At 39.1% G+C, this 24,079-nt stretch carries 22 protein-coding genes, 1 tRNA gene and 1 pseudogene; 18 read left to right on the forward strand and 6 right to left on the reverse strand.

Annotation, left to right across the window (positions count from 1 at the left end):
* Nucleotides 1–241 precede the first annotated feature (241 nt).
* The 6 genes from KQ486_RS10170 (at nucleotide 242) to tsaD (ending at nucleotide 4,062) form a co-directional block, all read left to right on the forward strand.
* Nucleotides 242–318: transfer RNA gene (locus tag KQ486_RS10170), tRNA-Asp, on the forward strand.
* A gap of 174 nt (nucleotides 319–492) precedes the next feature.
* The gene (gene thiL, locus KQ486_RS10175) at nucleotides 493–1,449 is read left to right on the forward strand and encodes a thiamine-phosphate kinase (RefSeq protein ID WP_246569287.1); all 957 of its coding nucleotides are present in this window, start codon (nucleotides 493–495) and stop codon (nucleotides 1,447–1,449) included.
* Between the two features lie 15 nt (nucleotides 1,450–1,464).
* Nucleotides 1,465–1,914, forward strand: a complete 450-nt coding sequence (gene tsaE, locus KQ486_RS10180) for a tRNA (adenosine(37)-N6)-threonylcarbamoyltransferase complex ATPase subunit type 1 TsaE (RefSeq protein WP_144163754.1) — start codon at nucleotides 1,465–1,467, stop codon at nucleotides 1,912–1,914.
* Complete coding sequence (gene tsaB, locus KQ486_RS10185; RefSeq protein WP_144163755.1) at nucleotides 1,911–2,609, forward strand: tRNA (adenosine(37)-N6)-threonylcarbamoyltransferase complex dimerization subunit type 1 TsaB; 699 nt, start codon at nucleotides 1,911–1,913, stop codon at nucleotides 2,607–2,609. The genes tsaE and tsaB overlap by 4 nt, the downstream gene beginning before the upstream one ends.
* Nucleotides 2,602–3,051 (forward strand): ribosomal protein S18-alanine N-acetyltransferase, encoded by a 450-nt coding sequence (rimI, locus tag KQ486_RS10190; protein WP_144163766.1) that lies wholly within the window; start codon nucleotides 2,602–2,604, stop codon nucleotides 3,049–3,051. Before tsaB ends, rimI begins: the two co-directional genes overlap by 8 nt.
* Entirely contained in the window at nucleotides 3,052–4,062 is a 1,011-nt protein-coding gene (gene tsaD / locus KQ486_RS10195) for a tRNA (adenosine(37)-N6)-threonylcarbamoyltransferase complex transferase subunit TsaD (RefSeq protein ID WP_144163756.1), read from the forward strand.
* A gap of 318 nt (nucleotides 4,063–4,380) precedes the next feature.
* On the opposite strand, the gene KQ486_RS10200 is transcribed toward tsaD, so the two are convergent.
* Complete coding sequence (locus KQ486_RS10200) at nucleotides 4,381–6,318, reverse strand: ABC-F family ATP-binding cassette domain-containing protein (RefSeq protein WP_144163757.1); 1,938 nt, start codon at nucleotides 6,316–6,318, stop codon at nucleotides 4,381–4,383.
* Between the two features lie 87 nt (nucleotides 6,319–6,405).
* Between KQ486_RS10200 and KQ486_RS10205 the strand changes: the two genes are divergently transcribed.
* Together KQ486_RS10205 and KQ486_RS10210 are read left to right on the forward strand one after the other, a co-directional pair.
* On the forward strand, nucleotides 6,406–7,035 hold the full coding sequence (locus tag KQ486_RS10205; RefSeq protein ID WP_144163758.1) for a redox-sensing transcriptional repressor Rex: 630 nt from the start codon (nucleotides 6,406–6,408) through the stop codon (nucleotides 7,033–7,035).
* Nucleotides 7,036–7,071: 36 nt separating this feature from the next.
* Nucleotides 7,072–8,481: an MDR family MFS transporter gene (locus tag KQ486_RS10210; protein ID WP_144163759.1), complete on the forward strand. Its 1,410-nt coding sequence runs from the start codon at nucleotides 7,072–7,074 to the stop codon at nucleotides 8,479–8,481.
* 580 nt (nucleotides 8,482–9,061) lie between these two features.
* On the opposite strand, the gene KQ486_RS10215 is transcribed toward KQ486_RS10210, so the two are convergent.
* Nucleotides 9,062–9,265 carry a YdiK family protein gene (locus KQ486_RS10215; protein ID WP_144163760.1) on the reverse strand — a complete coding sequence of 68 codons (204 nt, stop codon included), beginning with the start codon at nucleotides 9,263–9,265 and terminating at the stop codon, nucleotides 9,062–9,064.
* Nucleotides 9,266–9,268: 3 nt separating this feature from the next.
* Nucleotides 9,269–9,985, reverse strand: coding sequence for a CPBP family intramembrane glutamic endopeptidase (locus KQ486_RS10220; protein ID WP_144163761.1), 717 nt, complete (start codon nucleotides 9,983–9,985; stop codon nucleotides 9,269–9,271).
* A gap of 249 nt (nucleotides 9,986–10,234) precedes the next feature.
* On the opposite strand from KQ486_RS10220, the gene groES reads away from it, so the two are divergent.
* From groES to KQ486_RS10250, 6 genes and pseudogenes are all read left to right on the forward strand, one after another.
* A complete protein-coding gene (groES, locus tag KQ486_RS10225) occupies nucleotides 10,235–10,519 on the forward strand; it encodes a co-chaperone GroES (protein ID WP_144088986.1) in 285 nt (94 codons plus the stop codon).
* 39 nt (nucleotides 10,520–10,558) lie between these two features.
* Nucleotides 10,559–12,190, forward strand: a complete 1,632-nt coding sequence (gene groL / locus KQ486_RS10230; protein ID WP_216687557.1) for a chaperonin GroEL — start codon at nucleotides 10,559–10,561, stop codon at nucleotides 12,188–12,190.
* Between the two features lie 592 nt (nucleotides 12,191–12,782).
* The gene (locus KQ486_RS10235) at nucleotides 12,783–13,553 is read left to right on the forward strand and encodes a gluconate 2-dehydrogenase subunit 3 family protein (protein WP_255439962.1); all 771 of its coding nucleotides are present in this window, start codon (nucleotides 12,783–12,785) and stop codon (nucleotides 13,551–13,553) included.
* Nucleotides 13,554–13,573: 20 nt separating this feature from the next.
* Entirely contained in the window at nucleotides 13,574–15,325 is a 1,752-nt protein-coding gene (locus KQ486_RS10240; RefSeq protein WP_216687558.1) for a GMC family oxidoreductase, read from the forward strand.
* A gap of 158 nt (nucleotides 15,326–15,483) precedes the next feature.
* Nucleotides 15,484–16,056, forward strand: coding sequence for an SCO family protein (locus KQ486_RS10245; RefSeq protein ID WP_216687559.1), 573 nt, complete (start codon nucleotides 15,484–15,486; stop codon nucleotides 16,054–16,056).
* A 169-nt stretch (nucleotides 16,057–16,225) separates the two neighbouring features.
* Nucleotides 16,226–16,327, forward strand: a pseudogene (locus KQ486_RS10250) (hypothetical protein); the annotation flags it as partial.
* An 847-nt stretch (nucleotides 16,328–17,174) separates the two neighbouring features.
* Here the strand turns inward: KQ486_RS10250 and KQ486_RS10255 are convergent.
* On the reverse strand, nucleotides 17,175–17,531 hold the full coding sequence (locus tag KQ486_RS10255; RefSeq protein ID WP_216687560.1) for a hypothetical protein: 357 nt from the start codon (nucleotides 17,529–17,531) through the stop codon (nucleotides 17,175–17,177).
* A 105-nt stretch (nucleotides 17,532–17,636) separates the two neighbouring features.
* Between KQ486_RS10255 and KQ486_RS10260 the strand changes: the two genes are divergently transcribed.
* Nucleotides 17,637–17,999 (forward strand): coiled-coil domain-containing protein, encoded by a 363-nt coding sequence (locus KQ486_RS10260; RefSeq protein ID WP_216687561.1) that lies wholly within the window; start codon nucleotides 17,637–17,639, stop codon nucleotides 17,997–17,999.
* A gap of 587 nt (nucleotides 18,000–18,586) precedes the next feature.
* On the opposite strand, the gene KQ486_RS10265 is transcribed toward KQ486_RS10260, so the two are convergent.
* Both KQ486_RS10265 and KQ486_RS10270 read right to left on the reverse strand, forming a co-directional pair.
* Complete coding sequence (locus KQ486_RS10265; protein ID WP_216687562.1) at nucleotides 18,587–18,799, reverse strand: hypothetical protein; 213 nt, start codon at nucleotides 18,797–18,799, stop codon at nucleotides 18,587–18,589.
* Between the two features lie 121 nt (nucleotides 18,800–18,920).
* Nucleotides 18,921–19,148, reverse strand: a complete 228-nt coding sequence (locus KQ486_RS10270; protein ID WP_144163779.1) for a YczO family protein — start codon at nucleotides 19,146–19,148, stop codon at nucleotides 18,921–18,923.
* Between the two features lie 377 nt (nucleotides 19,149–19,525).
* On the opposite strand from KQ486_RS10270, the gene KQ486_RS10275 reads away from it, so the two are divergent.
* From KQ486_RS10275 to KQ486_RS10285, 3 genes are read left to right on the forward strand one after another with little or no spacing between them, the layout of a single operon-like run.
* A complete protein-coding gene (locus KQ486_RS10275) occupies nucleotides 19,526–20,482 on the forward strand; it encodes an AAA family ATPase (RefSeq protein WP_144163778.1) in 957 nt (318 codons plus the stop codon).
* A 1-nt stretch (nucleotide 20,483) separates the two neighbouring features.
* Complete coding sequence (locus tag KQ486_RS10280) at nucleotides 20,484–21,749, forward strand: DUF58 domain-containing protein (RefSeq protein ID WP_186278680.1); 1,266 nt, start codon at nucleotides 20,484–20,486, stop codon at nucleotides 21,747–21,749.
* Nucleotides 21,749–23,953, forward strand: a complete 2,205-nt coding sequence (locus KQ486_RS10285; protein WP_144163776.1) for a DUF4129 domain-containing transglutaminase family protein — start codon at nucleotides 21,749–21,751, stop codon at nucleotides 23,951–23,953. The genes KQ486_RS10280 and KQ486_RS10285 overlap by 1 nt, the downstream gene beginning before the upstream one ends.
* Nucleotides 23,954–24,079 lie beyond the last annotated feature (126 nt).

The following is a 24,079-nucleotide window of genomic DNA, read 5'->3' on the forward strand; positions in this document are numbered from 1 at the left end:
GTTGAATAAACTTCATAGCAAGGTAAGATATGGAGTACTCGAAGAGTGCAACCAAAATTTTTACCGCAACTACGTTGGATTAACTTCGAAGGAAGGTAAGATGGGAGTACTCAAAGAGTGCAACCAAATTAATCATCGCATCTTCGTCAGATTAACTTCGATGTAAGATGAAATATGGAGTACCCGTAGGGTGCAACCAAAATATTCACTCATATGAAGGTGGATTTAATTTTTTAAATAAGGTCCGGTAGTTCAGTTGGTTAGAATGCCTGCCTGTCACGCAGGAGGTCGCGGGTTCGAGTCCCGTCCGGACCGCCATTCATACATAATGTAAAACATGTGGGAGACCACATGTTTTTTTGTTTAGCTTAAAAAAGTTTATTCATGTAAAAGTATAAATCTTATTCCATTACATATGCGAAGTATTCTACTAACGAATTTCATAAGCACATGTTATTATTGAAAAAAGATCTCTTCATTGGTGGTGTTCTTTTGAAGGAATTCGAGTTTATTGAAAAGATTAAACCGTCTTATTATAGAAATTCATCTGTTATTAAAGGGATCGGTGATGATGCTGCTGTTGTAAGCCCGCCAAATGGATATGAGCTTGTAATTGCTTCTGATACAATGGTAGAGGATATTCATTTCTCTTTTGAATATATGCAGTTGAGTGATATTGGCTTTCGTGTATTGGCGGCGAATTTAAGTGATTTAGCAGCAATGGGAGCAAGACCACTCTACTACGCAGTAAATATAGCTGTTCCATCTACTTATTCTGATGAACAATTAACCGATTTGTATGTTGGTATGAATGAACTTGCCCAAAAGTATAAACTCGATTTAATTGGTGGAGATACAGTTTCTGCAAATGAATTGGTTATTACGATTAGTGTATTTGGAAAAGTGTTGCCGAATAGAAAACGATTAAGAAGTTACGCGCAAACAAATGATATTGTTTTTGTTACAGGTAATCTAGGAGAAGCAGCCTATGGTTACGACCTACTACAATCAAATTTTCTTTTGGAAAATTATTTTACCAATCGACATAAGCGACCTATTCCCCGGATTGATTTTGTGGAATTGACCGATTCAGTGATTCGTATGTCTTTGAATGATCTGAGTGATGGATTAGCAAGTGAACTCAATGAAATCGCTGAAGCTTCACAAGCTACAATTGTAATCCACTGGGATGACTTACCGATCCATTCTAAAATGACCAATATAGAAATTGAGCAATTAAAAAAGTATGTTTTATCAAGTGGAGAAGACTTTGAGTTGGTCGGCACGTGTTCTCCAACAGAATGGGATCTATTGAAAGAGGCTACAAACAATCAGCTACCAGTGACACCTATTGGCAAGGTTACTGCTGAAACAAGTACGCCAGAAGTATATTTAACGATAAATGAAACAAAAACAATTTTGTGTAAAAGTGGTTATTCACATGGCTAGAAGATAGGTGATTGGATGAAAGAATTTATTGCAAATAATGAAGAAGAAACAATGGATTTTGCTGAAAGGTTAGGCGAGTTATTACAACCAAATCAAGTAATCACGCTCGATGGTGATTTAGGTGCAGGGAAAACAACGTTTACAAAGGGGTTAGCAAAAGGGTTAGGAGTCAAACGAACAGTCAATAGTCCAACCTATACGATTGTAAAAGAGTATCGTGGTCGGATGCCTCTTTATCACATGGATGTGTATCGACTGGAGGATAGCGAAGAGGATATTGGTTTTGATGAATATTTTTCAGGTGAGGGTGTCACTGTGATCGAATGGTCCGATTATATTCACACTTTTCTACCTGATACGTACTTAAAGATTCAAATGAAGAAGGAAAGTGCAGATCAACGTCAAATTCTTCTTCAACCTATTGGCGAAGAATATGAGAAATTAATTGAGGAGCTTCAACAATGAACATATTAGCAATCGATACTTCGAACCGACCAATGAGTGTCGCATTATATCACAATGAGATTCCTTTGATTGAGCACACGTTAAATAGTAAACGAAATCATTCTGTGCAATTGATGCCAGCGATTGAGTATTTAATGAAGGAAGTGAACCTTCAGCCTAAAGATCTTTCGAAAATTGTCGTTGCTAATGGTCCTGGTTCGTATACAGGATTACGGATTGGTGTCACTACGGCAAAAACACTGGCTTGGTCGTTAAATATCCCATTAGTTACTGTCTCTAGTCTTGAGCTTGTAGCGGCTAATCTAATTTACTCAAATGGTCTTGTTTGCTCGTTTTTCGATGCGAGACGGGGAAACGTCTTCACTGGATTGTATCGTGCTCAAGAAGGCCAATTAGCGGTACAATTGCCTGACCAGAATATCGCGATGGACGAGTGGTTGAATCAACTAAATGAATTGGGAGAACCGATTACAATGGTCAGTCCAACAGAGCATTCATTTCATGATTTGGTTTCTGAAAAATTAGGCGATCGTGCCAAATGGATTAGAGGGCATCTGAGTTTCCCGCAAGCGGGCCAGCTTGTTCTACTGGGAAAAGATCGAGAACCCGTGGATATTCATTCAACGAGTCCGAATTATCACCGATTAGTTGAGGCTGAAGTCAAATGGATGGAGAAAAATGGACGCAATGAGTAAGGAAGCGATTGTCAGACGGATGACCATTGAAGATTTGGATCAAGTGATGGACGTAGAATATGCTTCCTTCCGTTCACCATGGAGGAAAGCAGACATTTTACATGACTTAATCAATAATCCATTTTCAGATTACCTAGTCATTGAAAAAGGAGATCGAGTCATTGGCTATTGTGGTGCATGGACAGTCGTGGAGGCGGCACAAATAACGAACATTGCTATCCATCCAGAAGAGCGAGGACAAGGATATAGCGTGAAATTATTTCAACGGATGATCAAATACTTAAAATTAAAAGAAGCAACTGAGCTGACATTGGAAGTAAGAAAATCCAATCATGTGGCTCAGCAATTATATGAGCGATTTGGTATGAAACCAGTAGGCGTACGAAAAAATTATTATCAGGATGATGGAGAAGATGCCATTGTCATGTGGGTGGAGTTATAAATGAAGCAAGAAAAAATTTTAGCAATCGAAACAAGTTGTGATGAAACAGCAGCAGCAGTCGTCGAGGGAGGTACAACATTACTTTCCAATGTCGTCGCGACGCAAATGGAGATCCACCAGAAGTTTGGTGGTGTCGTCCCCGAGTTGGCTTCCCGCCACCATATTGAACAAATTACCATAGTCATTGAAGAGGCATTAAACGAAGCGAAAGTCACGATGGAAGAGATTGATGCAATTGCGGTCACTGAAGGCCCAGGTTTAGTCGGTGCATTGTTGATCGGTGTGAATGCAGCAAAAACGTTGGCATTTGCTCATCAGAAACCATTAATTGGTGTGCATCATATTGCCGGTCATATTTATGCTAATCGGTTGGAACAAGAATTTCAATTTCCGCTGTTAAGCTTAGTTGTTTCTGGAGGACATACAGAGTTAATCTTAATGAAAGAACATGGCGATTATGAAATTATTGGAGAAACAAGGGATGATGCTGCGGGTGAAGCATACGATAAAGTCGCAAAAGCATTAGATTTGCCTTATCCAGGTGGACCGGTGATCGATCAACTGGCTCACGAAGGAGAAGAAACATACGATTTTCCACGTTCTTGGTTGGAAAAAGGGTCATTTGATTTTAGCTTCAGTGGTTTAAAAACGGCGGTTGTGAATCAAATCCATCAGTTAAAGCAAAAAAATGAACCGATTTCAAAAGCCAATATCGCAGCATCCTTCCAAGCAAGTGTTGTTGATGTGTTGGTGGAAAAGACCTATCAGGCGGCCCAACAATACGGTGTGAAGCAATTGATCGTCGCTGGTGGTGTTTCAGCGAATCGAGCGCTCCGAAAGTCGATTGAGGAAAAGTTTGAAGGTACAGACATTGCAGTATCCATTCCTCCACTATATTTATGTACGGATAATGCAGCGATGATTGGAGCAGCAGCTTCCATTCAGTATCATAAAGATGAATATGCTAAGCTAGATTTAAATGCACAACCTGGCTTAATGATTGAAAAGTAAAATATGTTATCCACAGCGACAACGAGTTGCTGTGGGTATTTTTTTATATAGACTGTTATGACGCTGTTGATAATGTGTATAAAAATGTGGATAACAATTGATTTAATTGTGGATAGTGTGCATAAGTCTGTGGATTGGGATTAAATCAATGGAGGATATGTGGATATGTTCGTGGATAAATATAATGAAAGAAAACTCGTCTAATTTATTATTAGATTTCCTATTAAAGTGCAGTTCATTAATATTGCACTCTAAATCGATGCAAAAAAACCCGAACTGACATTTAGTTCGGGTTTGACTTTAAATATAGCTGTTTTTTTATTGCATTCCATCCATCTGCAGTTGCAATTGCTCCCACTCTTCCATATGTTTTTCGAGTAGATGTTGATGGTGCTGCAGATCATCTTGAATGGATTGTAATCTGGAATAGTCACCAGCAATTTCAGGATCGCTCATCGTTTCTTCTAGTTGTTCAATTGTCGTTTCCGTCTTGCTAATTTCTTCTTCGATGGCTTCGAGTTTTCGTTGCACTTTACGATATTCACGTTTGAACTCTTTTTCTGCTTGAAAGTCATGCTTGTCTGATTGCTCACTTTCACGTTCATTTTCTGATCTTGCCAACTCTTCCAGTTCAGCTTCTTCTTCGATCTTTTCAACGTAATAATCATAGTCACCCAAAAAGACGCGTGATCCTTCTTTCGTTAATTCCATCACTTGAGTGGCAATTCGGTTAATGAAATAACGGTCGTGCGACACAAATAGGATCGTTCCTGGAAAATCAGCCAATGCTGCTTCAAGAACTTCCTTGCTGTCTAAATCTAAATGGTTTGTCGGTTCGTCCATTACCAGTACGTTTGCTTGTTGTAGCATGAGTTTTGATAAAAGCAGACGAGCTTTTTCGCCACCGCTCAGCATGCCAACCGTTTTTAATACATCATCACCACTGAATAAGAAGTTACCGAGAATGGTCCGTACATCTTTTTCATTTTTTTGTGGATAGTCATCCCATAACTCTTGAAGAACAGTTTTTTTCGGATGTAATGACGCTTGTTCCTGATCGTAATAGCCGAATTGTACATTTGTGCCAACTTGGATTGTACCGTGTACTTGTGCTAATTTCTTTAAAATCGCTTTGAGCAATGTTGATTTCCCCACACCATTGGGTCCGACAATTGCTAAACGATCCCCTCTATTAACATGGAAGTTCACCTTTTGGAAAACAGGTTCATCCATGTCTTCATATTGGGCCATCAAGTTTTCTACTTTCAATACATCATTTCCGCTTTTGCGTTGGATGGAAAAAGAAAACTTGGTCGATTTATTTTCAAGAGTCGGGCGGTCCATCAGCTCCATTTTCTCTAATTGCTTTCTTCTCGCCTTCGCACGATTACTGGTAGAATCTCTAGCAATATTTCGTTGAATGAAGTCTTCTAACTGTTTCACTTCCGCTTGTTGCTTCTCATATTGCTTTAACTCAAGTTCATAATCTTTTGCACGTTGGGTTAAATAGTAGCTATAGTTTCCATGATATTTCTTCGTTCGTTGGAAGGTCACTTCATACACGGTTGAGATGGTTCGGTCAAGGAAATATCGGTCGTGAGAAACAATTACAATTGCACCGTCATATCCCCTCAAATAGGCTTCCAACCAACTTAGCGTCCGGATATCCAAATGGTTTGTCGGCTCGTCCAGGATTAACAGCTGTGGTTTAGCCAATAATAGTTTCGCCAACGCGAGCCTCGTTTTCTGCCCACCACTTAATTCATTAACAGGTGTAGAAAAATCGAAATGGCCAAAATCTAGTCCATGCAATACAGATTCAATCTCAGCTTCATATTGAAAACCACCAGAAGACTGAAACAAGTTTTGCTTTCGGTCATAGTCTTGGAGCAGTTGTTGATATGCTTCTTCATCTTTCATTTCATCAGGATCGGCCATCTTTACTTCCATGGCTCGCAAATCTTTTTCCAAAGCGATTGTGTCTTCAAAAAGAGTGAGCATCTCATCCCAGATCGTAGCTGTGGAATTCAAACCAGAGTGCTGTTCCAAATAACCAATCGTCAAATCCTTTGGTTGATAGATTTCGCCTTCATAAGAAAGCTCTCCAGCCATTATTTTAAGCAAGGTCGATTTACCTGCGCCATTTCGTCCGACGATGGCAATCCGATCTTGGTTATGTACTTCTAATTTAATATCCGATAGAATAAGGTCAGCGCCAAAATATTTACGGACTTGATTTAATTGCATTAAGATCATAATTTCACCTCTAACTATATCTCCTCCATTTTAGCATGGTTATAAAGAATACGTTAGTGGTTGAATTGGATAAAAGGAGTCTAAGTGATGAAAGATGACCGCATCCCACGAGCAACGGTGAAGCGGCTGCCGCTTTACTATCGACATTTAAATATTCTTTCAGATCAAGGAAAAAATCGAATTTCCTCGAAAGATTTAAGTGAAATCGTCAAAGTAGATTCAGCAACCATCCGAAAGGACTTTTCTTATTTCGGTGAGTTGGGCAGAAAGGGTTACGGATATGATATCCAGAAATTAATTCAATTTTTCCGGAAAATTCTTGACCAAGACGAGGTCTCAAAAGTAGCGTTGATCGGCGTCGGCAACTTGGGGAAAGCATTATTGAACTATAATTTTATTAAAAATGATAATATGAGAATCGACTTAGCATTTGATACGAATGAGCAGAAAATCGGTCATTCGATTGGGAATGTAAGTATTTATGCGTTAGATGAACTTGAGACAAAGTTAAAAGAATCAGGGATCCAAGTGGCCATACTGACTGTACCTGGAAGTGTTTCCCAACAAGTCGCTGACCGCTTAGTAGAAAGTGGAATCGAAGGAATTTTGAACTTTACGCCAATCCGATTAAACGTACCGGATACTGTGCAGGTACATAGCATTGATTTAGCCGTTGAGTTACAAACATTGAATTATTTTTTGAAAAACAAATCGTAAAAATTTTTTTTGGAAAACGTTTTGAGGTGAGCAGCATTGAGTAAGGAAGCTAGTACCACGAATAAATGGCTCGTCATCATATCCGTTTTATTTGGAACATTTACGGTCATTCTAAATAACAGTATGCTGAATCCGGTTCTTCCGGACTTTATGTATATATTCGATTCAGATGCCGTCGGAGTCAGTTGGATCTTAACGATTTTCATGCTGTCCATGGGCATGACGATGCCATTGACCGGATACTTAGGTGACCGATTCGGAAAGAAAAAAGTGTATATTGCCGGTTTACTTTTGTTTATGACAGGGTCGACACTCGGTGCACTCTCACAGACGTTGAGCATGGTCATTATTGCCCGTGCTGTACAGGGGATTGCCGGAGGATTAATGATGCCGAACGCCATGGCATTAATCTTCCAAGCATTTCCGAGAAATGAACGTGGCTTCGCAGTCGGGGTATATGGCATTTCCGTCATGATCGCACCAGCCATTGGCCCGACGATCGGTGGAATCATTGCAGAAAACTTCTCTTGGTATTTTCTATTTTTATTTAATATTCCTTTTGGTCTATTGAGTTTGACGTTGTCTTCTAAATATCTGAAACCAACACCTTCTGATCCGTCGTTGAAATTTGACTGGATTGGATTTTCGATGGTTACTGCAGGCGTTGGTTCGATCCTTTATGTTCTTGGACAAGGCCGTGAATTTGAATCAGCACTCACGTGGACCAATTTGTTATTAGTGATTATTGGTTTCATTCTAATTGTTTTATTTGTTCGCTTTGAGTTAAGACAAAAACAACCTTTACTTGATTTAACCGTGTTTCGAATTAAAACGTACCGATACTCAATAATGGTTACATCTGCTGCATCCATCGGTCTGTTTTCAGGTCTATTCTTGATCCCTTATTTGATTCAAGAAGCATTAGGATTAGGACTAATTGAAACAGGATTAGTCTTTTTACCAAGCGCGCTAGCGAGCGGTGTATTCATGACGTTAGGTGGAAAATTACTTGACTTGAAAGGCCCGAAATTTGTCGTGCCACCAGGGTTGGTTTTACTCGCCGGTGCATCTTTAATATTCGGTTTTTATGTTGATCTGTCGACGCCTTATTGGTTGATTGTTGTATTCTTTGCGATCCATGGATTTGGTTTAGGGTTCGGAAACATGCCGGCTACAACGGCAGGCATGAATGCCATACCAGAGAGACTTGTCGCCCAAGGCTCAGCGATGAACAACCTCATTCGTCAAATTGCTTCATCTATGGGCATTGTATTATTCTCCGTTTATTATGAGACACGCCGAGGGAGCATTATGCTCGCAAATGACATCTCTGCTGAAGCGGCAACAATGCAAGCACTCAATGAAGCATTCATTATCGCAGCGATCTTTGTAGCAAGCGCCATCCCTGCAGCTTTAAAAATGAAGCAGGAATATAATGAAGAATAAGGAACCTTCTCCGAGTTGGAGAAGGTTTTTTTGAATTTTTGGGGTGCGGGGGTGCATATATTTTGTCTTTGGGCTCATATTTTCGTGGAGTGGTAGCATATATTCTTGCTCTGGTCTCATATCTTATGAAACAGGGAGCATAAGTAGAGGTAGGGGGCACATATATTTTGGAGTTGGGTACATATACTTGAGATCCGATCATTTAGGGTCCACCTCGTAACTGATAAAAGCGAAAATAAGGAACCTTCTCCGAAATGGAGAAGGTTTTTTTGATTGTTGGTGGGGCAGGGCGCATATATTTTGTCTTTGGGCTCATATTTTCCTGAAGTGGTTGCATATATTCTTAGTCTGGTCACATATCTTATGCAGCAGGGAGCATAAGACAAGGTAGGGGCACATATTTTTCTGAGTTGGGTACATATACTTGAGATCTGATCATTTAGAGTCTACCTCGTACCTGTTAAATGCGAAAATTCAGCTGAAAATTTGCTAACCACTAAAAAAGTCCCTCACCATCCAAGCAAGTCGTATTTCATACCCAAATAAAAAACCGAGATGCTAGATGCCATCTCGGTTTTCCTTATTTCTTCTCTTGTTGCTCTTGTAATCGTTTATGGAGCCCGAACATTTTGATTGCTGCACCGAAATCGAACGCTGCAATCAATGTGAAAATGATTGTCGCAATGTTCCAGACAGTATCTTCAACACTCATGTAAGCGATGTACATGAATCCTAACCCCATCAACAAGTAAATAATCGCAAAAAATCGCGGTGATGCACGCATAAGTTATCCCCCAATTAAGATTGTTGCCGTATTTTCTAATTCCTGTAGCCGTCTTTCCAAATCTTCAATGTCGACGAATAGGTTGATCAATACGGCCGTTGCATTCATGGCTCCGTGGGCAATCATCGGTACAATGATCCTTTTTGTTTTTACATATAAATAAGAAAAAGCAAAGCCCATAGCCACATACGTTAATGTGAACGTGAAATCAAGATGTAGAGCGCTAAATATTAAAGAAGAGAGTAGCGCTGCAAAAAAGAAATTCATTCGTTTATAGAGTTGTCCAAAGAAAATTTTTCGGAAAATCAATTCTTCGAAAAATGGTGCGAATACAATTGGTACAATAATAAACCAGTAATTCGCCTCAATAATACTGATGATATCCATCGTATTTTCAGAAGCTTGGTCAATGCCGATAAACTGGAAGTTAATGATATTGGCTAAATATTGTGCGCCAAATGCGATGAACACACCGCCAATCGACCAGCCGATTAACTTACCAATTCCTTCACGATCACGCATATTGCTTGGTTTCATATCTTCTTGAACCAAGTATAGCATGACGAGCGCTGCGATCGTATAACTGAATAAATGCCAATATACAAAATGATCGACGGATTCCATATTCGGAAAGACACTTTCGAAGAGATCCATACCGAAGAATGGTGACATTTGTACCAATATATAAGTGAAGATGATGAGCCAATATCTTTGAGGCAATTCGACCGTCTCCTTTTGTTGATCATTCATGAGATGATACACTAGTTTTGTTGGCTATTTTTAAGATATTTTTTAGAAATCAAAAAAGAACCTAACGTTTATTTTATACTAAATCAAAAGCCGAAACAAAAATATTGTTTTTTACTTGCAAAAAAATAAAAGATTGAGTATTATAATATTGGATTTAGCACTCAGCTAATACGAGTGCTAACAAAACGATTATTTAATTTATATGAGGAGGTTTTTGTCGTGTTGAAACCACTAGGAGATCGCGTCATTATCGAGGTTGTTGAGCAAGAAGAAACAACTACAAGTGGAATTGTTTTGCCTGATTCCGCAAAAGAAAAACCACAAGAAGGAAAAGTCGTGGCAGTCGGCTCTGGTCGAGTGACTGAGCATGGTGAGAAGGTTGCGCCAGAAGTAAAAGAAGGCGACCGCGTCATTTATTCAAAATTTGCAGGAACAGAAGTGAAGCAAGACGGCAAAGAATACTTAGTCCTACGAGAAAACGACATCTTGGCTGTTGTTCAGTAATAAAAATTAACGGAATGAATCAAGGAGGTATTTATACTTATGGCTAAAGAAATGAAGTTTGGTGAAGACGCTCGTCGTCAAATGCTTAATGGTGTTAATACATTGGCAGATGCCGTAAAAGTAACATTGGGACCAAAAGGACGTAACGTCGTTCTTGAGAAAAAATTCGGTTCTCCATTGATTACGAATGACGGTGTAACGATCGCAAAAGAAATCGAATTGGAAAACCACTTTGAAAACATGGGTGCGCAGCTAGTATCTGAAGTTGCTTCCAAAACAAACGATGTTGCCGGTGACGGTACAACGACAGCAACGGTTTTGGCACAAGCAATGATCAGCGAAGGATTGAAAAACGTTACATCTGGTGCAAACCCAGTAGGTATCCGTCGTGGAATCGAAAAAGCTGTTGAACTAGCAACAAACGAACTTCGCGAGATTTCTGAAACAATCGAAGGAAAAGACTCGATTGCACAAGTTGCTTCCATCTCTTCTGCAGATGAAGAAGTTGGTCAGTTGATCGCTGAAGCAATGGACCGTGTGGGTAACGATGGTGTTATCACGATCGAAGAATCCAAAGGTTTTGCAACAGAGCTAGAAGTCGTTGAAGGTATGCAGTTCGACCGCGGCTATGCTTCTCCATACATGGTTTCTGACCAAGATAAAATGGAAGCAGAGCTTGAAGATCCATACATCCTAATTACTGATAAGAAAATTTCCAATATCCAAGAAGTTCTTCCTGTATTAGAGCAAGTTGTACAGCAAAGCAAGCCAATCTTGATTATTGCTGAAGATGTTGAAGGTGAAGCGCTAGCGACACTTGTTGTCAACAAACTACGTGGAACATTCAACGCAGTAGCTGTTAAAGCTCCTGGTTTCGGTGACCGTCGTAAAGCAATGCTTGAAGATATCGCGACACTAACTGGAGCAGAAGTCATTACAGAAGACTTAGGTCTAGACTTGAAATCAGCTACAATTGACCAATTAGGCCGTGCTTCAAAAGTTGTTGTCACAAAAGAAAATACAACAATCGTTGAAGGTGCTGGCGAAGCGGACGAACTATCTGCTCGCGTTAACCAGCTACGTGCTCAATTAGAAGAAACAACTTCTGATTTCGATAAAGAAAAACTACAAGAGCGCTTAGCTAAATTAGCAGGCGGAGTAGCAGTCATTAAAGTTGGTGCTGCAACTGAAACAGAATTGAAAGAGAAAAAACTACGCATCGAAGACGCATTGAACTCAACACGTGCAGCCGTTGAAGAAGGAATCGTTTCCGGTGGTGGAACAGCTCTTGTAAACATCTATCGTAAAGTAAGCGAATTGACACTTGATGGCGATGAAGAAACAGGTAAAAACATTGTCCTTCGCGCACTAGAAGAACCGGTACGTCAAATTGCTGAAAACTCCGGACTAGAAGGTTCAATTATCGTTGAACGTCTAAAAGGTGAAGACCTAGGCGTTGGATTCAACGCTGCAACAGGCGAATGGGTGAACATGGTAGAAGCAGGTATTGTAGACCCAACCAAAGTAACTCGTTCAGCGTTACAGCACGCTGCATCCGTAGCAGCTATGTTCCTAACAACAGAAGCAGTAGTTGCCGACCTACCAGAAGAAAACGGCGGTGGCGCCCCAGACATGGGCGGCATGGGCGGCGGCATGCCGGGCATGATGTAATAGCTGCCTGAAACCGTTGATTCAAAAGGGTTTTAACTGAAAAAATGTAATGCTAATATTTTATATGAGGCTAATCACTTGTTCCTATAGTGATTAGCCTCTTTTTTATATTATTAATGATACAAGCTACTTTTTAGTAAATAATTTCTATTACCTTAAAGAAATAAAAAGAGTATAGAGTATAGATTATTTTCATGACATAAAAAAGTGCGATCCAATCTACCATTATTCAACTCAGTCTAATCGTTTCTTTAATTATTTACTTTGCAAGATAGGGTTTAAAGATCGCAGTTTAAGGTAATAAATAGGGTAGTCACTTTTTTAAAAAGGCTCTGTTAAGGTCCGTTGTTGATATTGTGATCCGCTACCGGAGGACGCTTTTGCCCTAACGGAAGGAGAGATTAATGAAACATTAAACAAACTATTAATTTAAAGAAGCCTGATAGGTCTTTTGGCATGCCCGCTCTCGAACTACTTAGAACATCATGAAATAAATAACATAATTAGAAAATTTTAATTCGAAAAGAGAGTATGTTAGGGTGTATTAAAAATAAAAATACTAAAATATTAGATTGAAATGAGGTGTTTGGTCGTGGTAGATGACAAGAATAAAAATGGTAATGGTGACGCTAATCAAGAAGAAGATAGCAGCCGACGTAAGTTTCTAAAAGACGCTGGTATTTTTACAGGTGGTGTAGTTGGTGCTGGCTTCCTTGGAGGCGTTATTGGTAATAAATGGTGGGATGACTCTGATTCTGCTACAGAATCAAAAACAACTCCCGATTTTAGTGAAGCTAGAATCTTTTTTAATCGTCGAGAAGATTTCAACGTTTTAAGTTGGGCGACTGAGCGAATCTTTCCAGAGGATGATCATGGACCGGGTGCAATTTTATTAGGTGTTCCATATTTCATTGATAGACAATTAGCTGGCCCTTGGGGTAAAAATGCCGATGATTATATGATGGGACCATTTAAAGAAGGGGAAAGCACGCAAGGTTTTCAATCACCTTTGAATCGGGGAGAGATTTTTACCCAAGGGATTCGTGAAATCAATAAGGTGAGCAATAAAAAGTTCAAAAGCTCTTTCCCAGAGTTGGAAGAGGAACAGCAAAATGAAGTTCTAATGATGTTTGAGAATGATGAAGTTGAATTAAAAAATGTAAGTTCGGCTAGATTTTTCAGTTTACTTAGACAAGCAACACTTGAAGGGGCTTATTCTGATCCCTTGTATGGTGGAAATAGAAATATGGATGGATGGCGCATGAAAGAATTTCCTGGCGCCCAAAGTGCCTATATAAATGAAATTGAAGAAGAAGATTTTATTAAGATGGATCCAGTTAGCCTGAGTGATTATAATCAATAGTGCGAAAAGGAGATATTACGATGGCAAAAAAACTAGATAAGGTTGAGGTTGTTACAGTAGGAGTTGGTTGGACAGGCGGGATTATTGCTGCTGAACTTGCTAAAGCAGGATATCAAGTATTAGGCTTGGAAAGGGGCGTGGAGACGTCACTAGATGATTATAATCAGATAAAAGATGAATTAAAATACAATCCCAGAAATGAAATGATGGATGACCTGTCTGATGCGACGCTTACCTTCCGTAATAATTTAGATACAGAAGCTTTACCAATTCGTGATAATGGTAATCTAAGAATTGGAAAAGATACAGGTGGCGGAGGCAGTCACTGGGCTGCACAATACCACCGTTATTTCCCATATGATTATGAAATTTACAGTAAGACTGTTGAGAGATACGGGAAAGATAAAATACCTGAAGGAATGACCATTCAGGATTGGGGTATTACTTATGATGAAATAGAACCTTACTACGATAAATTTGAAAAAATGGCGGGAATTTCTGGTGAAGAAGACCCTTTCGGACCACAACGTTCGAATCCATATCCAACTCCCCCAATGAAAGACGTTCCTATTACAAAGATGTTTAAGAAAGCTGCCAAAAATTTAGGTTATCATCCACTTACCTTGGCCTCAGCTACTCTATCAGAATCGTATGAGAATCCTGATGGTCAAAGAATTAATGCTTGTCAGTACTGTGCTTTTTGTTATAGTCATGGATGTCAATTTGGTGCTAAATCAGATCCTATTATTACGGTGATCCCGACTGCACAAGAAACGAATAATTTTGAGCTTCGTACAAACGCCAATGTAACGCGTATATTATATGAAGATGGTAAAGCTAAAGGAGTTTTATATACGGATACGCGTACAGGAGAAGAATTTGAACAACCAGCTGATGTTGTCGTAATGACAAGCTATACATTTAATAATGTTCGTTTATTATTACTATCAGAAATTGGGAAACCTTATAATCCGAAAACGGGTGAAGGAGTCATTGGTAAAAACTTTTGCGATCACCACGTAGCTGATGGTGCGAGTTCAGTTCGTGGATTCTTTAATGATAAAAAGTTTAATTTATATGCGGGAGCTGGAGGATTAGGTGCTATTTTTTACGATCTAGCTGCCGATAACTTTGATCATTCGGATGTTGACTTTATCCATGGTGGTGTCGCTAGAATAACCCAAGGCGGAAGTGGTGCAATTACACATAACCCTGTGCCAAAAGGAACGCCTAGTTGGGGTAGAGAATTCAAAGAGAAGTCTTTATTTTATGCGAATCGTACATTAAACGTTAACTTTATGTTCGCTGTTATGCCTTGGAAAGATCACTATATGGATCTCGATCCTAATTATACTGATCGTTCGGGTGATCCATTATTACGCGTCACGTTCGATTTTAAGGATCAAGATCATAACTTGCTTAAATTTGGAAGAGATGTGTGTGAAGATGTAATGAAAGAAATGGGAGCAGACATCATCGAACCAAGTGAAGATATTGAACATATTAGCGGGAGTTTTATATTCCAACATAGTAGTGGAGGCGCTATTATGGGGAACTCACCTGAAACCTCTGCAGTAAACAATTACTCACAAATGTGGGATGTAGATAATTTATTTGTTGTAGGTGCTTCTGCATTTCCACACTTTAGTTCCGCAAATCCAACGGGAACAGTAGGAGCTATGGCTTATCGTGCTGCTGAAGGTATTGAAGAGTTTTTAGCGAATGGTGGAGGTCAATTAGTCGAACCAAAAGATGCTAAAGCAAATACCTAAAGTTTGAAACTTTAAACATGTTCTTTAAATAAATATTACTTTTTTACAAGTAACCTGATAATCATTTTTCAACAGTTATCAGGTTACTTATTGTTTATTTTATAATGATTGATTATCGTTCCTAATAAAATTTCTTGGTTACCGAAGGAGAATATGACATGGGAAGAGTAAAGATATTATTCTTGTTATTATTCCTTGTTTTCTTAGTGTCTTGTGGAAATGAAGCGGAAATCGAAACCAATATGTCAGAACCAATGTCAGACTTTCAATTTAAAACACAAGATAAAGAAACGCTAAGTTTTGAAGATTTAAAAGATGATTGGTGGATAGCAAATTTTATGTATACAAGTTGTGAAGCTGTATGTCCAATTACAACCGAACGAATGGCAGATATTCAAAAAACATTGGACAAAGAAGGCTTACACCCACATCTGGTCTCTTTTAGTGTTGACCCAGAAAATGATACACCTAAAGTTCTAAAAGAATATGCTAGCCAATATGATGCTAATTTTGACTCATGGAGTTTTTTAACAGGGTATGACTTTGAAACGATTCAAGATTTATCTCAGGAAACTTTTAAAGCTAACTTAGCACAAGGGGCAGTTGGACTAAAATCCCATGGAGTTAATTTTTATTTAATCAACCCTAAGGGAGTTATCGTCAAAAAATATAATGGAATGAACGAAAGCGAATTAGAACTACTTGTTAAGGATGTAAAAAGAGTTAAGTAGGATCTTGAGCAGTAGATAGGTAAATAATTGTTTGATGCCATGTTTGTACTATACATGGCATTTTTATATGGATTTATAATCCAATATTTAACGATTGTAAAACATGACAAACATCCCAGGATTTATGATAGTAATATGCTCTATAAAAGTACCACGCAGCTTTACACCCGTAGCTGCTATGTTCCTAACAACAGAAGCAGTAGTTGTCGACCTACCAGAAGAAAATGGCGGTGGCGCCCTAGACATTGGCGGCATGCCGGGCATGATGTAAGTGAACCCTCAAGCATAGATGCAATAAGGTTTAGTTAGAAAAAAATCGGTAAAAGTAACAAATAAGCCACAATATCCACTTAGAGGTCTTTCATCACTTGACTAAAGTCGATAAAAGACCTTTTTAATTTTAATGAATATAAAAATAACTTTTCCTAAACATCTTACCCATTTAATGGAAGCGCTAACGTTTATTTCGATTAACTATGTGTTCATATACTTTCTAATAAGTTTGAATTTCGCACTAATAGGGCGGTATTAGTTGGGACTAGTTAATCGTTCTTACCATTATGAAAGTCGACAACACCAACAGTAAAGCAAATCAAACACCTGTACTTTATAAGTGTAGAGGGTTTTTGTTAATTGAAAATTTTTGAATAAATAAATTATGACGATCAAATTTGTGAAATTCAAATAAAGGTGTAATTCTTAATGAAAGTATTTTTTAAAGTATTTCTTTTAAGTATAGTTATCTACCTAATTGGGGGCTTAATATTTAATGATGGCAATAATATAGAGGTTATAATCTTACCTATGGGCCTTGTAATAATTGTCTTGTTGTCCTATATTATCTCTCTTTTACACGACATTAAAGATAAATAACATATAATTAATTCATTTTGACCAACGATTGCAGCTCTCTTTATAGAAGGCAGCTTATTCGAAATTCAGAATACAAATGAAGAGAACTATAAGGGTGAGTGAGCGACTGCTTTGTTGCTCAAAAATATTAAGGATAACTAAAAGTAAGATTCAGCAATAATCCATAAAATATAAAAATGCTTCTCGTTAGTTAAAAAACTTTTGAGAAGCCTTTTATATATTATTTGTAATTATTTTTAATTTTACTATACCCTCTGTGTCCCTTTAAGTGCCCATTCCATCCTGCTCAGCAAAATGCTTCTCGTTAACTCGCCAGTCATATTAAATACTTGCAGATTAAACGTTGGGTTTTTCTGATCGGAATAATTTTTCCATTGTTCCGCGACATAGACTAAATCGGAAGCTTTAATTAATGCGACATCTGTATCTTGCTCAGAAAAGGCTTCTAATTTTTGGGCTTGAGCAACAGCTTCTTTTGTGTAGTCATGAACAATGATTAAAAATAGTGTAACTCTCATTTTCTCTGATCGAATATATCTCAAAAATTGATTAAAGTTGGTTTCTGAAAACGTATAAGGTTCCTCTGTACTATATTCCTGCAATCATCCGATTGTTTCTTCCTCTGTTAATGAGAATACAAACTCACTTCCTTTTCCGATAAAATCTTAGTATAATAGATTTATCATTAAATCAAAGGAGGAGCTACAATGGAAAAAAGTGAATTCAATATGATTATTCAAGCGATTCATGAACTGTCAGACAAAGTTGATGGTGTGGAAGAAAGAATAAATTTACGCTTAGACAAGCTTGAACAGCGCATGGACAGTCTTGAACAGCGCATGGACAGTCTTGAACAGCGCATGGGCAGTCTTGAACAGCGCATGGACAGTCTTGAACAGCGTGTGGACAATCTTGAACAACATATGGAACGTTTAGAAGAAAAAGTGGACAAAAATCATGGTGTTGTTACGGATAAAATTGATCGACTAACTGAAAAAGTAGAATATATTCAAGAAAAAATGATCGATCATGATGAGGATATTTTCCGGTTGAAAAAAAGGGTTCTATAAGATCAAAACAGCTATCAATACTACGAGTCTTTTATTTCTCACCGTCTGCTATGATCTCCAAGTTTAACCTACGCAATCATCGTCCTAGATGAATAAACACTTAAAACGAACATACAAACTTCATTCCACAGAAATTCTTACTACAATTTAGCATTCAAGTCGTAACTTACAATAAAATCCGACACGATTTGGACCCTTTTTGGCAAAATATGTGCCATGTAGCTTATATATGCGCCCTGCACTATAACTTATGTTACCAATCTGAGAAAATATGGTCCGAACCATTCGATATATACGACCAAAAGAAGAATATATGAGCCTTCCAAACGAGCGTCATATGATTTTCCTTATTCACCAACCGTATGGCAAAAAAATTTAAAAGAATGATTTCATTTAAAAGGGGCTATTTCAGGTATGTCGTAATCGTTACGGTATATGATGCTTCCATATCTGAATGGTCGGCTGATCAATCTTTGCCGAAAGATAAGTAATAGAAGTTCATGCAGCTAGTCAAAAGGGTCTGATTTATTCAAACTAGCTTTCTATGGGGTTAAAGTTGTCTACTGTAATAATTGAATTCGATTATGTCACCAATTCTGGCAACTTGGGCAACAGTAAGAACAACCGTCGAAGATGCGATAGGGATGTTCGAGAGTGACTTTCTTGATTGCTAGTTGACAGTCATCAAATTTTCCGATAAAAACTTTCGAGTCAGTGGGTGAAACGATTGCACAGTCATCTGTATGGATTGTGAATATTCCTGTTGGATGAGGTTCTTCAAGGTAATAATAAGCTGACATCCAATCTCCCCCTCAAAATCTATTTAATAGTAGTTATTCTGCATATATTGTAAAATTCCTTCATTATTATGTAATTAAGGATAAATTCCAACATAAAAAAGCTGGCTTAAAGCCAGCTGGATTAGTCGATCTCATCATGTTTTTTATTATCTTTTTCTTCCCATTTTCTCTCTGACTGTGACGTTTCCTGGTAGCCAGCTCCGTCACGATTTTTCAACTCATCAATCTTCAAATCTTCCATTGGTATATCATCCGTGTGTTGTTGTTCTTTCATTCCATCTAAAGGTGTCCGTTTTTCATCATAGACAGAATCGCGCTTTCTATTTGTAGGTTTGTGATCTTTACTCATCAAATCACCTCATAACTCTTGTTTGTTATTGTTTACCTCATTTTTTTATATGCTAAACACAGAAACGCGCAGGTGCCGTTTCCTAGTCGTTCTATTTTCTGTTAACATTTAAGAGAGTTTGTTTATAAGAGTTAAACATGGTTATTTATATCAAATCAGCCTAAAAGAGCTTGTCGTGTAATTTGTAGGGTAAAATGTCGGAATTATTGGTAAAATGGAAAGTAGTTAAACGAATATTACATTGATACTGTCATTCTGTTGAATGGTATATAACCGTTCATCTGATAGATTAGTAGTTTACGCGTATATTTTGCGTAAAATACGCTAACGCTGAAAGTAGATTTGTCATTGAAAGATTTGAAGGAGGAGAACCGGGGATGGAGCGATCGATTGTGACGCAGCATTCAAAAATAGAAGAGCTGTTGACGAATATGGAAAAAGTAATTGTCGGTAAGCGAGATACGATTGAGCTGACGATTGTTGCTTTGCTTGCTGGAGGACATGTGTTATTGGAGGATGTGCCGGGAGTCGGAAAGACGATGCTTGTGCGGGCGCTAGCAAAGTCATTGGATTTGGACTTTAAAAGAATTCAATTTACGCCGGATCTATTGCCTTCCGATGTGACGGGAGCTTCTGTCTATAATCAGAAGGAAATGACTTTTGAATTTTTGCCAGGACCGATTTTCGGAAACATTGTTTTAGCGGATGAAATTAACCGTACGTCACCGAAGACTCAGTCCGCTTTATTGGAAAGTATGGAGGAGCGTAATATTACGGTTGATGGCCAAACGATGGCGTTGAAGCAGCCGTTTTTTGTCATGGCGACACAAAACCCGATTGAATATGAAGGGACGTACTCTTTGCCAGAAGCTCAGTTGGATCGTTTCTTGATTAAATTAAAACTGGGTTACCCGACAGAGCAAGAAGAAATTGATATGCTCGGGCGTACGACTTCCGTTCACCCTGTCGATAAAATTCAAGCGGTTATGACACAGGAAGAAGTCATTGATTTGCAACAACAAGTAACAGAAGTTCATGCCAGTAATGCGATCAAGGAATACATTGTGAAATTGGTTCATCAAACAAGAGAACATCCAATGCTTGAACTAGGAGCGAGTCCGCGTGCTTCGATCTCCTTGATGCGTGCTTCAAAAAGTTATGCGTTTATTCAAGGTAGGGATTATGTCGTTCCAGATGATGTGAAGTGGATGCTGCATCATGTCTTGATTCACCGCTTGCTCGTCAGTTCAGAAGCAAGGTTTGAAGGGCGCACGGTTGCTTCGATTTTAGATGAGATTGCAAATAAAACTCGAATACCGATGGAACGTGGTTAAGATGATTGCTTCGATCCGTACTTTTTTTCGATTTATTTTTGTTTTAGTTCTCGCTGGTCTTCTTTTTTCCTATGCCATGTTTCAAGGCGGGTTTGTCAGCTGGTTTTTATTTTTTGGCTTTCTCCCCGTATTCCTTTATTCGTTATTTTTAACACTTTATCCATTGAGTTCGTTTAAAGCTGAACGTCAATTTTCTCCGAAATATGGAGAGGCAGGACAAGACATTCAAGTGGAAGTGACGTTAAGACGCTTTTTGCCATTGCCGATCTTTTATTTAATAATCGAGGATCCATTGCCTGAAAGTCTGAATTGGAAAGATACACGTGCGAAAAAGTATTTATTTTTAAGCAGACCGAATGTATTGATGAACCGGGAAGCGAAAAAAACCATTCTATTTCCGTGGTTCAAGCGAAAATTAACCTACCAATACATGCTCGATCATGTACCGCGTGGAAGACATACATTCAATACCGTAAAAATTGTGACAGGAGATTTTTTGGGAATCATTAAGAAGCGAAAAGAGATTGAGGTTCAAAACGATATTCATATGCGAGCATGGAATCGAACGACCAAGCTATCCAGTGGAATGTCTGCGTTTGATGAAGGAAGGCAGTCAGCGTTTTTACCTCAAGTGAGGCACACAAATGTTGTTTCGGGTGTACGAGATTATGCCCCTGGCGATCGTTTTTCCTGGGTGGACTGGAAGACGACTGCTAAAAAACAGCGACTTGTCACAAAAGAGTTTGAGCAAGAAAAAAATAAAGACGTAACAGTGCTGTTGAATGGGGCCATAGAAGATACGGATCGTTGGCTTGCTTTCGAAGCGGCCATCGAGCTGTCTCAATCGTTGGCGCGACACTCATTAAATTTGTATGGGAATGTTCAATTTATCCATGCGGGTGCTGTCCAAGAAGAATTAATGTTGTCGAATCGCAGGCGGTCCGATGAACAACTCATTCAATTATTGTCAACAATCCAACCATTGCAATCGAGTTCATTTGAAGAGCAATTGATCAAGGAAGCGTCGTTACGTGCGGCTGATCGTAATCTGATCATCGTATCAGCAGAATTAAACCAACAAATTGGAGAATCGGTCTTGCGCTTAAGTCAGCAAGCAAGAGACGTTTTGTTTTTATTTATTGCAGGGAATAAACAGCTGACGAATCAAGAGCAAGCCGTCATCAATCGTTTGGAACAGAGTATTGCTGGTTTCCAATGGCTCTCTGAAGATCATTTGACGAGTGAGATTATCGAGGTGAACACGTAATGCGTTTGAACGGAAATCCGGCCCACCCGTGGGTAAGTATTTTATTATATATCGGCAGTATGCTTTTATTATTCGAATGGATTATCCCACTTGAAATCGTAACGGACACGGATTACGTTCATGTGTTTTATCTATTCGTCGCTTACTGTTTTTTGTTGACGGCGGTCGCTATGCCGGCATGGGTTCGTTCACCGCTTAAATTGTTCGGACTGCTCGTCGTCATGGATGTTCTGTTTTTTGATGCGCGTTTTATGTCAACGTCGTGGATGCAACAATTTTTCGCTGATCTAAGCATCAATACCGAGAGGCTTTCCAATCGGAGTTGGATGGAATTTACGGCGCCGTTTCGAACACTTCTATTTTTGATTCTATTATGGATGTTAAGTTATTTACTTTATTATTGGTTTGCGATTGTCAAAAAGCCATTATCATTTATCGTATTTACATTTGTTTATTTAACGGTTTTGGATACATTTACAGAATATAGTGCTGTTTGGCCAATTGTGCGTTCGTTTGTCATCGGGGTCGGTGTATTAGGCATCAGTCATTTATTTAAATTGGCTGAAGCGGAAAGATTACGGCTTCAATCGTTTCGTGTACTCCTGAAATGGTTGACGCCTTTGATCTTCGTGATTATTGCCGGAACATCAATCGGGTATGTTGCACCGAAGTTTAGTCCCCAGTGGCCTGACCCGGTTCCTTTTTTACAAGGAACGGCTGAGGAAGGTTTCAGTGGGATTGGCTTTCAAGACAAGGTACAACGGATTGGATATGGAGAGAATGACGAACAATTAGGTGGCGGATTTATTGCTGATGATACGACCGTGTTCTATGCAACTGCTGAATCGAGCCAATATTGGAAAGTCGAAACAAAGGATCGATATACCGGAAAGGGCTGGGAGCGAACGGTCGAAGGTGAATTCGCTACGGGAATTCCGGGAGAAATGCTCGCGTTGGAAGCATACTCGACAACGGTTACAAGAGAATCCGGTCAATCTAGTATTCAGTTGGTCGAACCAGGCAATTTAAATAAACTGCCGTATCGTTATGGAACAGCATCTTTTAGAGATTTGCAAGTCGAATACAATCCAGTGACTGGGGAAGTCAAAAGCCCAGATAACCTGCCAGGGGAGCCATACAATTTGCATGTGGAGCAACCGAAGTTCCCTCTCGAGCAGATGCAGAAACAAGTGCCTAAGATGCATGGTGTGCCAGAGCCATACCTACAATTGCCGGATACATTACCCGACCGTGTATACGAATTGACAGAGGAGATCATTGCAGGGAAAGAAAATCGCTATGAGCAAGCGAAAGCCATCGAACAGTATTTTTCTCGTAATGGATACGTTTATGAAACGAAGGATGTCCCAGTTCCTGATGACGACCAAGATTTTGTCGATCAATTTTTATTTGAAACACAAAGAGGCTATTGTGACCACTACTCAACATCGATGGTTGCAATGCTCCGTTCAGCCGGGATTCCATCTAGATGGGTCAAAGGCTTTACGGGTGGAGAAGTGACCCAACAGACAGACCTGGCGGAAGGTGAAGACTTAACGACGTATGAAGTGCAAAATAATAACGCTCACTCATGGGTGGAAGTTTTTTTTCCTGATGTCGGCTGGGTGCCTTTTGAGCCGACGGTCGGATTCTCCAACCAGACCGATTTTATGGCAGAAGAGTCGCCAGAAAGTTTGGAGGAAACGAACGAACCAACGGAGCAAGAAGAACAAGAACTCCCTGAACCTGAATTGGATGAAGGTCCTGAAGAACAACAGCCAGAAGAAGAAAGTGGTCGTGAAAATGTTGAATCAGCATCCGATGTTTCCGGTTATACCTTGCTGAAATGGGGCATTGTCATTGCGATTGCTGCGTTAATCATTTGGGTGATTGTGCGCTATCGCTTCCGCCTCATGTCCTATTGGAAGAAAAACAAATTACAACGGAATCATGATCAGGAATCGTTCACAGATGCTTATGGTTTCTTATTGAAGCTATTAGAAAAAGAAGGATATGCCGTAGAAAACGGTCAGACATTACGAGAATTCTCCAAGAAAGTCGACCGATTGACTGGAAACGCAGATATGTCTGAGCTGACCAGTTACTACGAACGGGCTGTTTACCGGGAAGAGAACCTGGAAAGTGAGCGAGAGAGAATCAACCAGTTATGGTCGCGTATTGTTCGTAATTTGCTTGCTAAATAAGAGTGATTTGCATAATTCATTCGGCTTTTGGCTATAAAGATTTGCATAAGGTAAAGCGAATGGAAAAAATATACGTGAAATTCCCTCTTGACGAATCGTGTAAGAGTTTGTAAAGTAGAGATGTAA

This window comes from Allobacillus halotolerans (genome assembly GCF_018967645.1).
GTDB classification, from domain to species: domain Bacteria; phylum Bacillota; class Bacilli; order Bacillales; family Alkalibacillaceae; genus Allobacillus; species Allobacillus halotolerans.

Coding starts and splice junctions, on each gene's coding strand:
- tsaE (WP_144163754.1), top strand. CDS start 1,465: ATGAAAGAATTTATTGCAAATAATGAAGAAGAAACAATGGATTTTGCT.
- tsaB (WP_144163755.1), top strand. CDS start 1,911: ATGAACATATTAGCAATCGATACTTCGAACCGACCAATGAGTGTCGCA.
- rimI (WP_144163766.1), top strand. CDS start 2,602: ATGAGTAAGGAAGCGATTGTCAGACGGATGACCATTGAAGATTTGGAT.
- tsaD (WP_144163756.1), top strand. CDS start 3,052: ATGAAGCAAGAAAAAATTTTAGCAATCGAAACAAGTTGTGATGAAACA.
- KQ486_RS10200 (WP_144163757.1), bottom strand. CDS start 6,318: ATGATCTTAATGCAATTAAATCAAGTCCGTAAATATTTTGGCGCTGAC.
- KQ486_RS10205 (WP_144163758.1), top strand. CDS start 6,406: ATGAAAGATGACCGCATCCCACGAGCAACGGTGAAGCGGCTGCCGCTT.
- KQ486_RS10215 (WP_144163760.1), bottom strand. CDS start 9,265: ATGCGTGCATCACCGCGATTTTTTGCGATTATTTACTTGTTGATGGGG.
- groL (WP_216687557.1), top strand. CDS start 10,559: ATGGCTAAAGAAATGAAGTTTGGTGAAGACGCTCGTCGTCAAATGCTT.
- KQ486_RS10240 (WP_216687558.1), top strand. CDS start 13,574: ATGGCAAAAAAACTAGATAAGGTTGAGGTTGTTACAGTAGGAGTTGGT.
- KQ486_RS10245 (WP_216687559.1), top strand. CDS start 15,484: ATGGGAAGAGTAAAGATATTATTCTTGTTATTATTCCTTGTTTTCTTA.
- KQ486_RS10260 (WP_216687561.1), top strand. CDS start 17,637: ATGGAAAAAAGTGAATTCAATATGATTATTCAAGCGATTCATGAACTG.
- KQ486_RS10265 (WP_216687562.1), bottom strand. CDS start 18,799: ATGTCAGCTTATTATTACCTTGAAGAACCTCATCCAACAGGAATATTC.
- KQ486_RS10270 (WP_144163779.1), bottom strand. CDS start 19,148: ATGAGTAAAGATCACAAACCTACAAATAGAAAGCGCGATTCTGTCTAT.
- KQ486_RS10275 (WP_144163778.1), top strand. CDS start 19,526: ATGGAGCGATCGATTGTGACGCAGCATTCAAAAATAGAAGAGCTGTTG.
- KQ486_RS10280 (WP_186278680.1), top strand. CDS start 20,484: ATGATTGCTTCGATCCGTACTTTTTTTCGATTTATTTTTGTTTTAGTT.
- KQ486_RS10285 (WP_144163776.1), top strand. CDS start 21,749: ATGCGTTTGAACGGAAATCCGGCCCACCCGTGGGTAAGTATTTTATTA.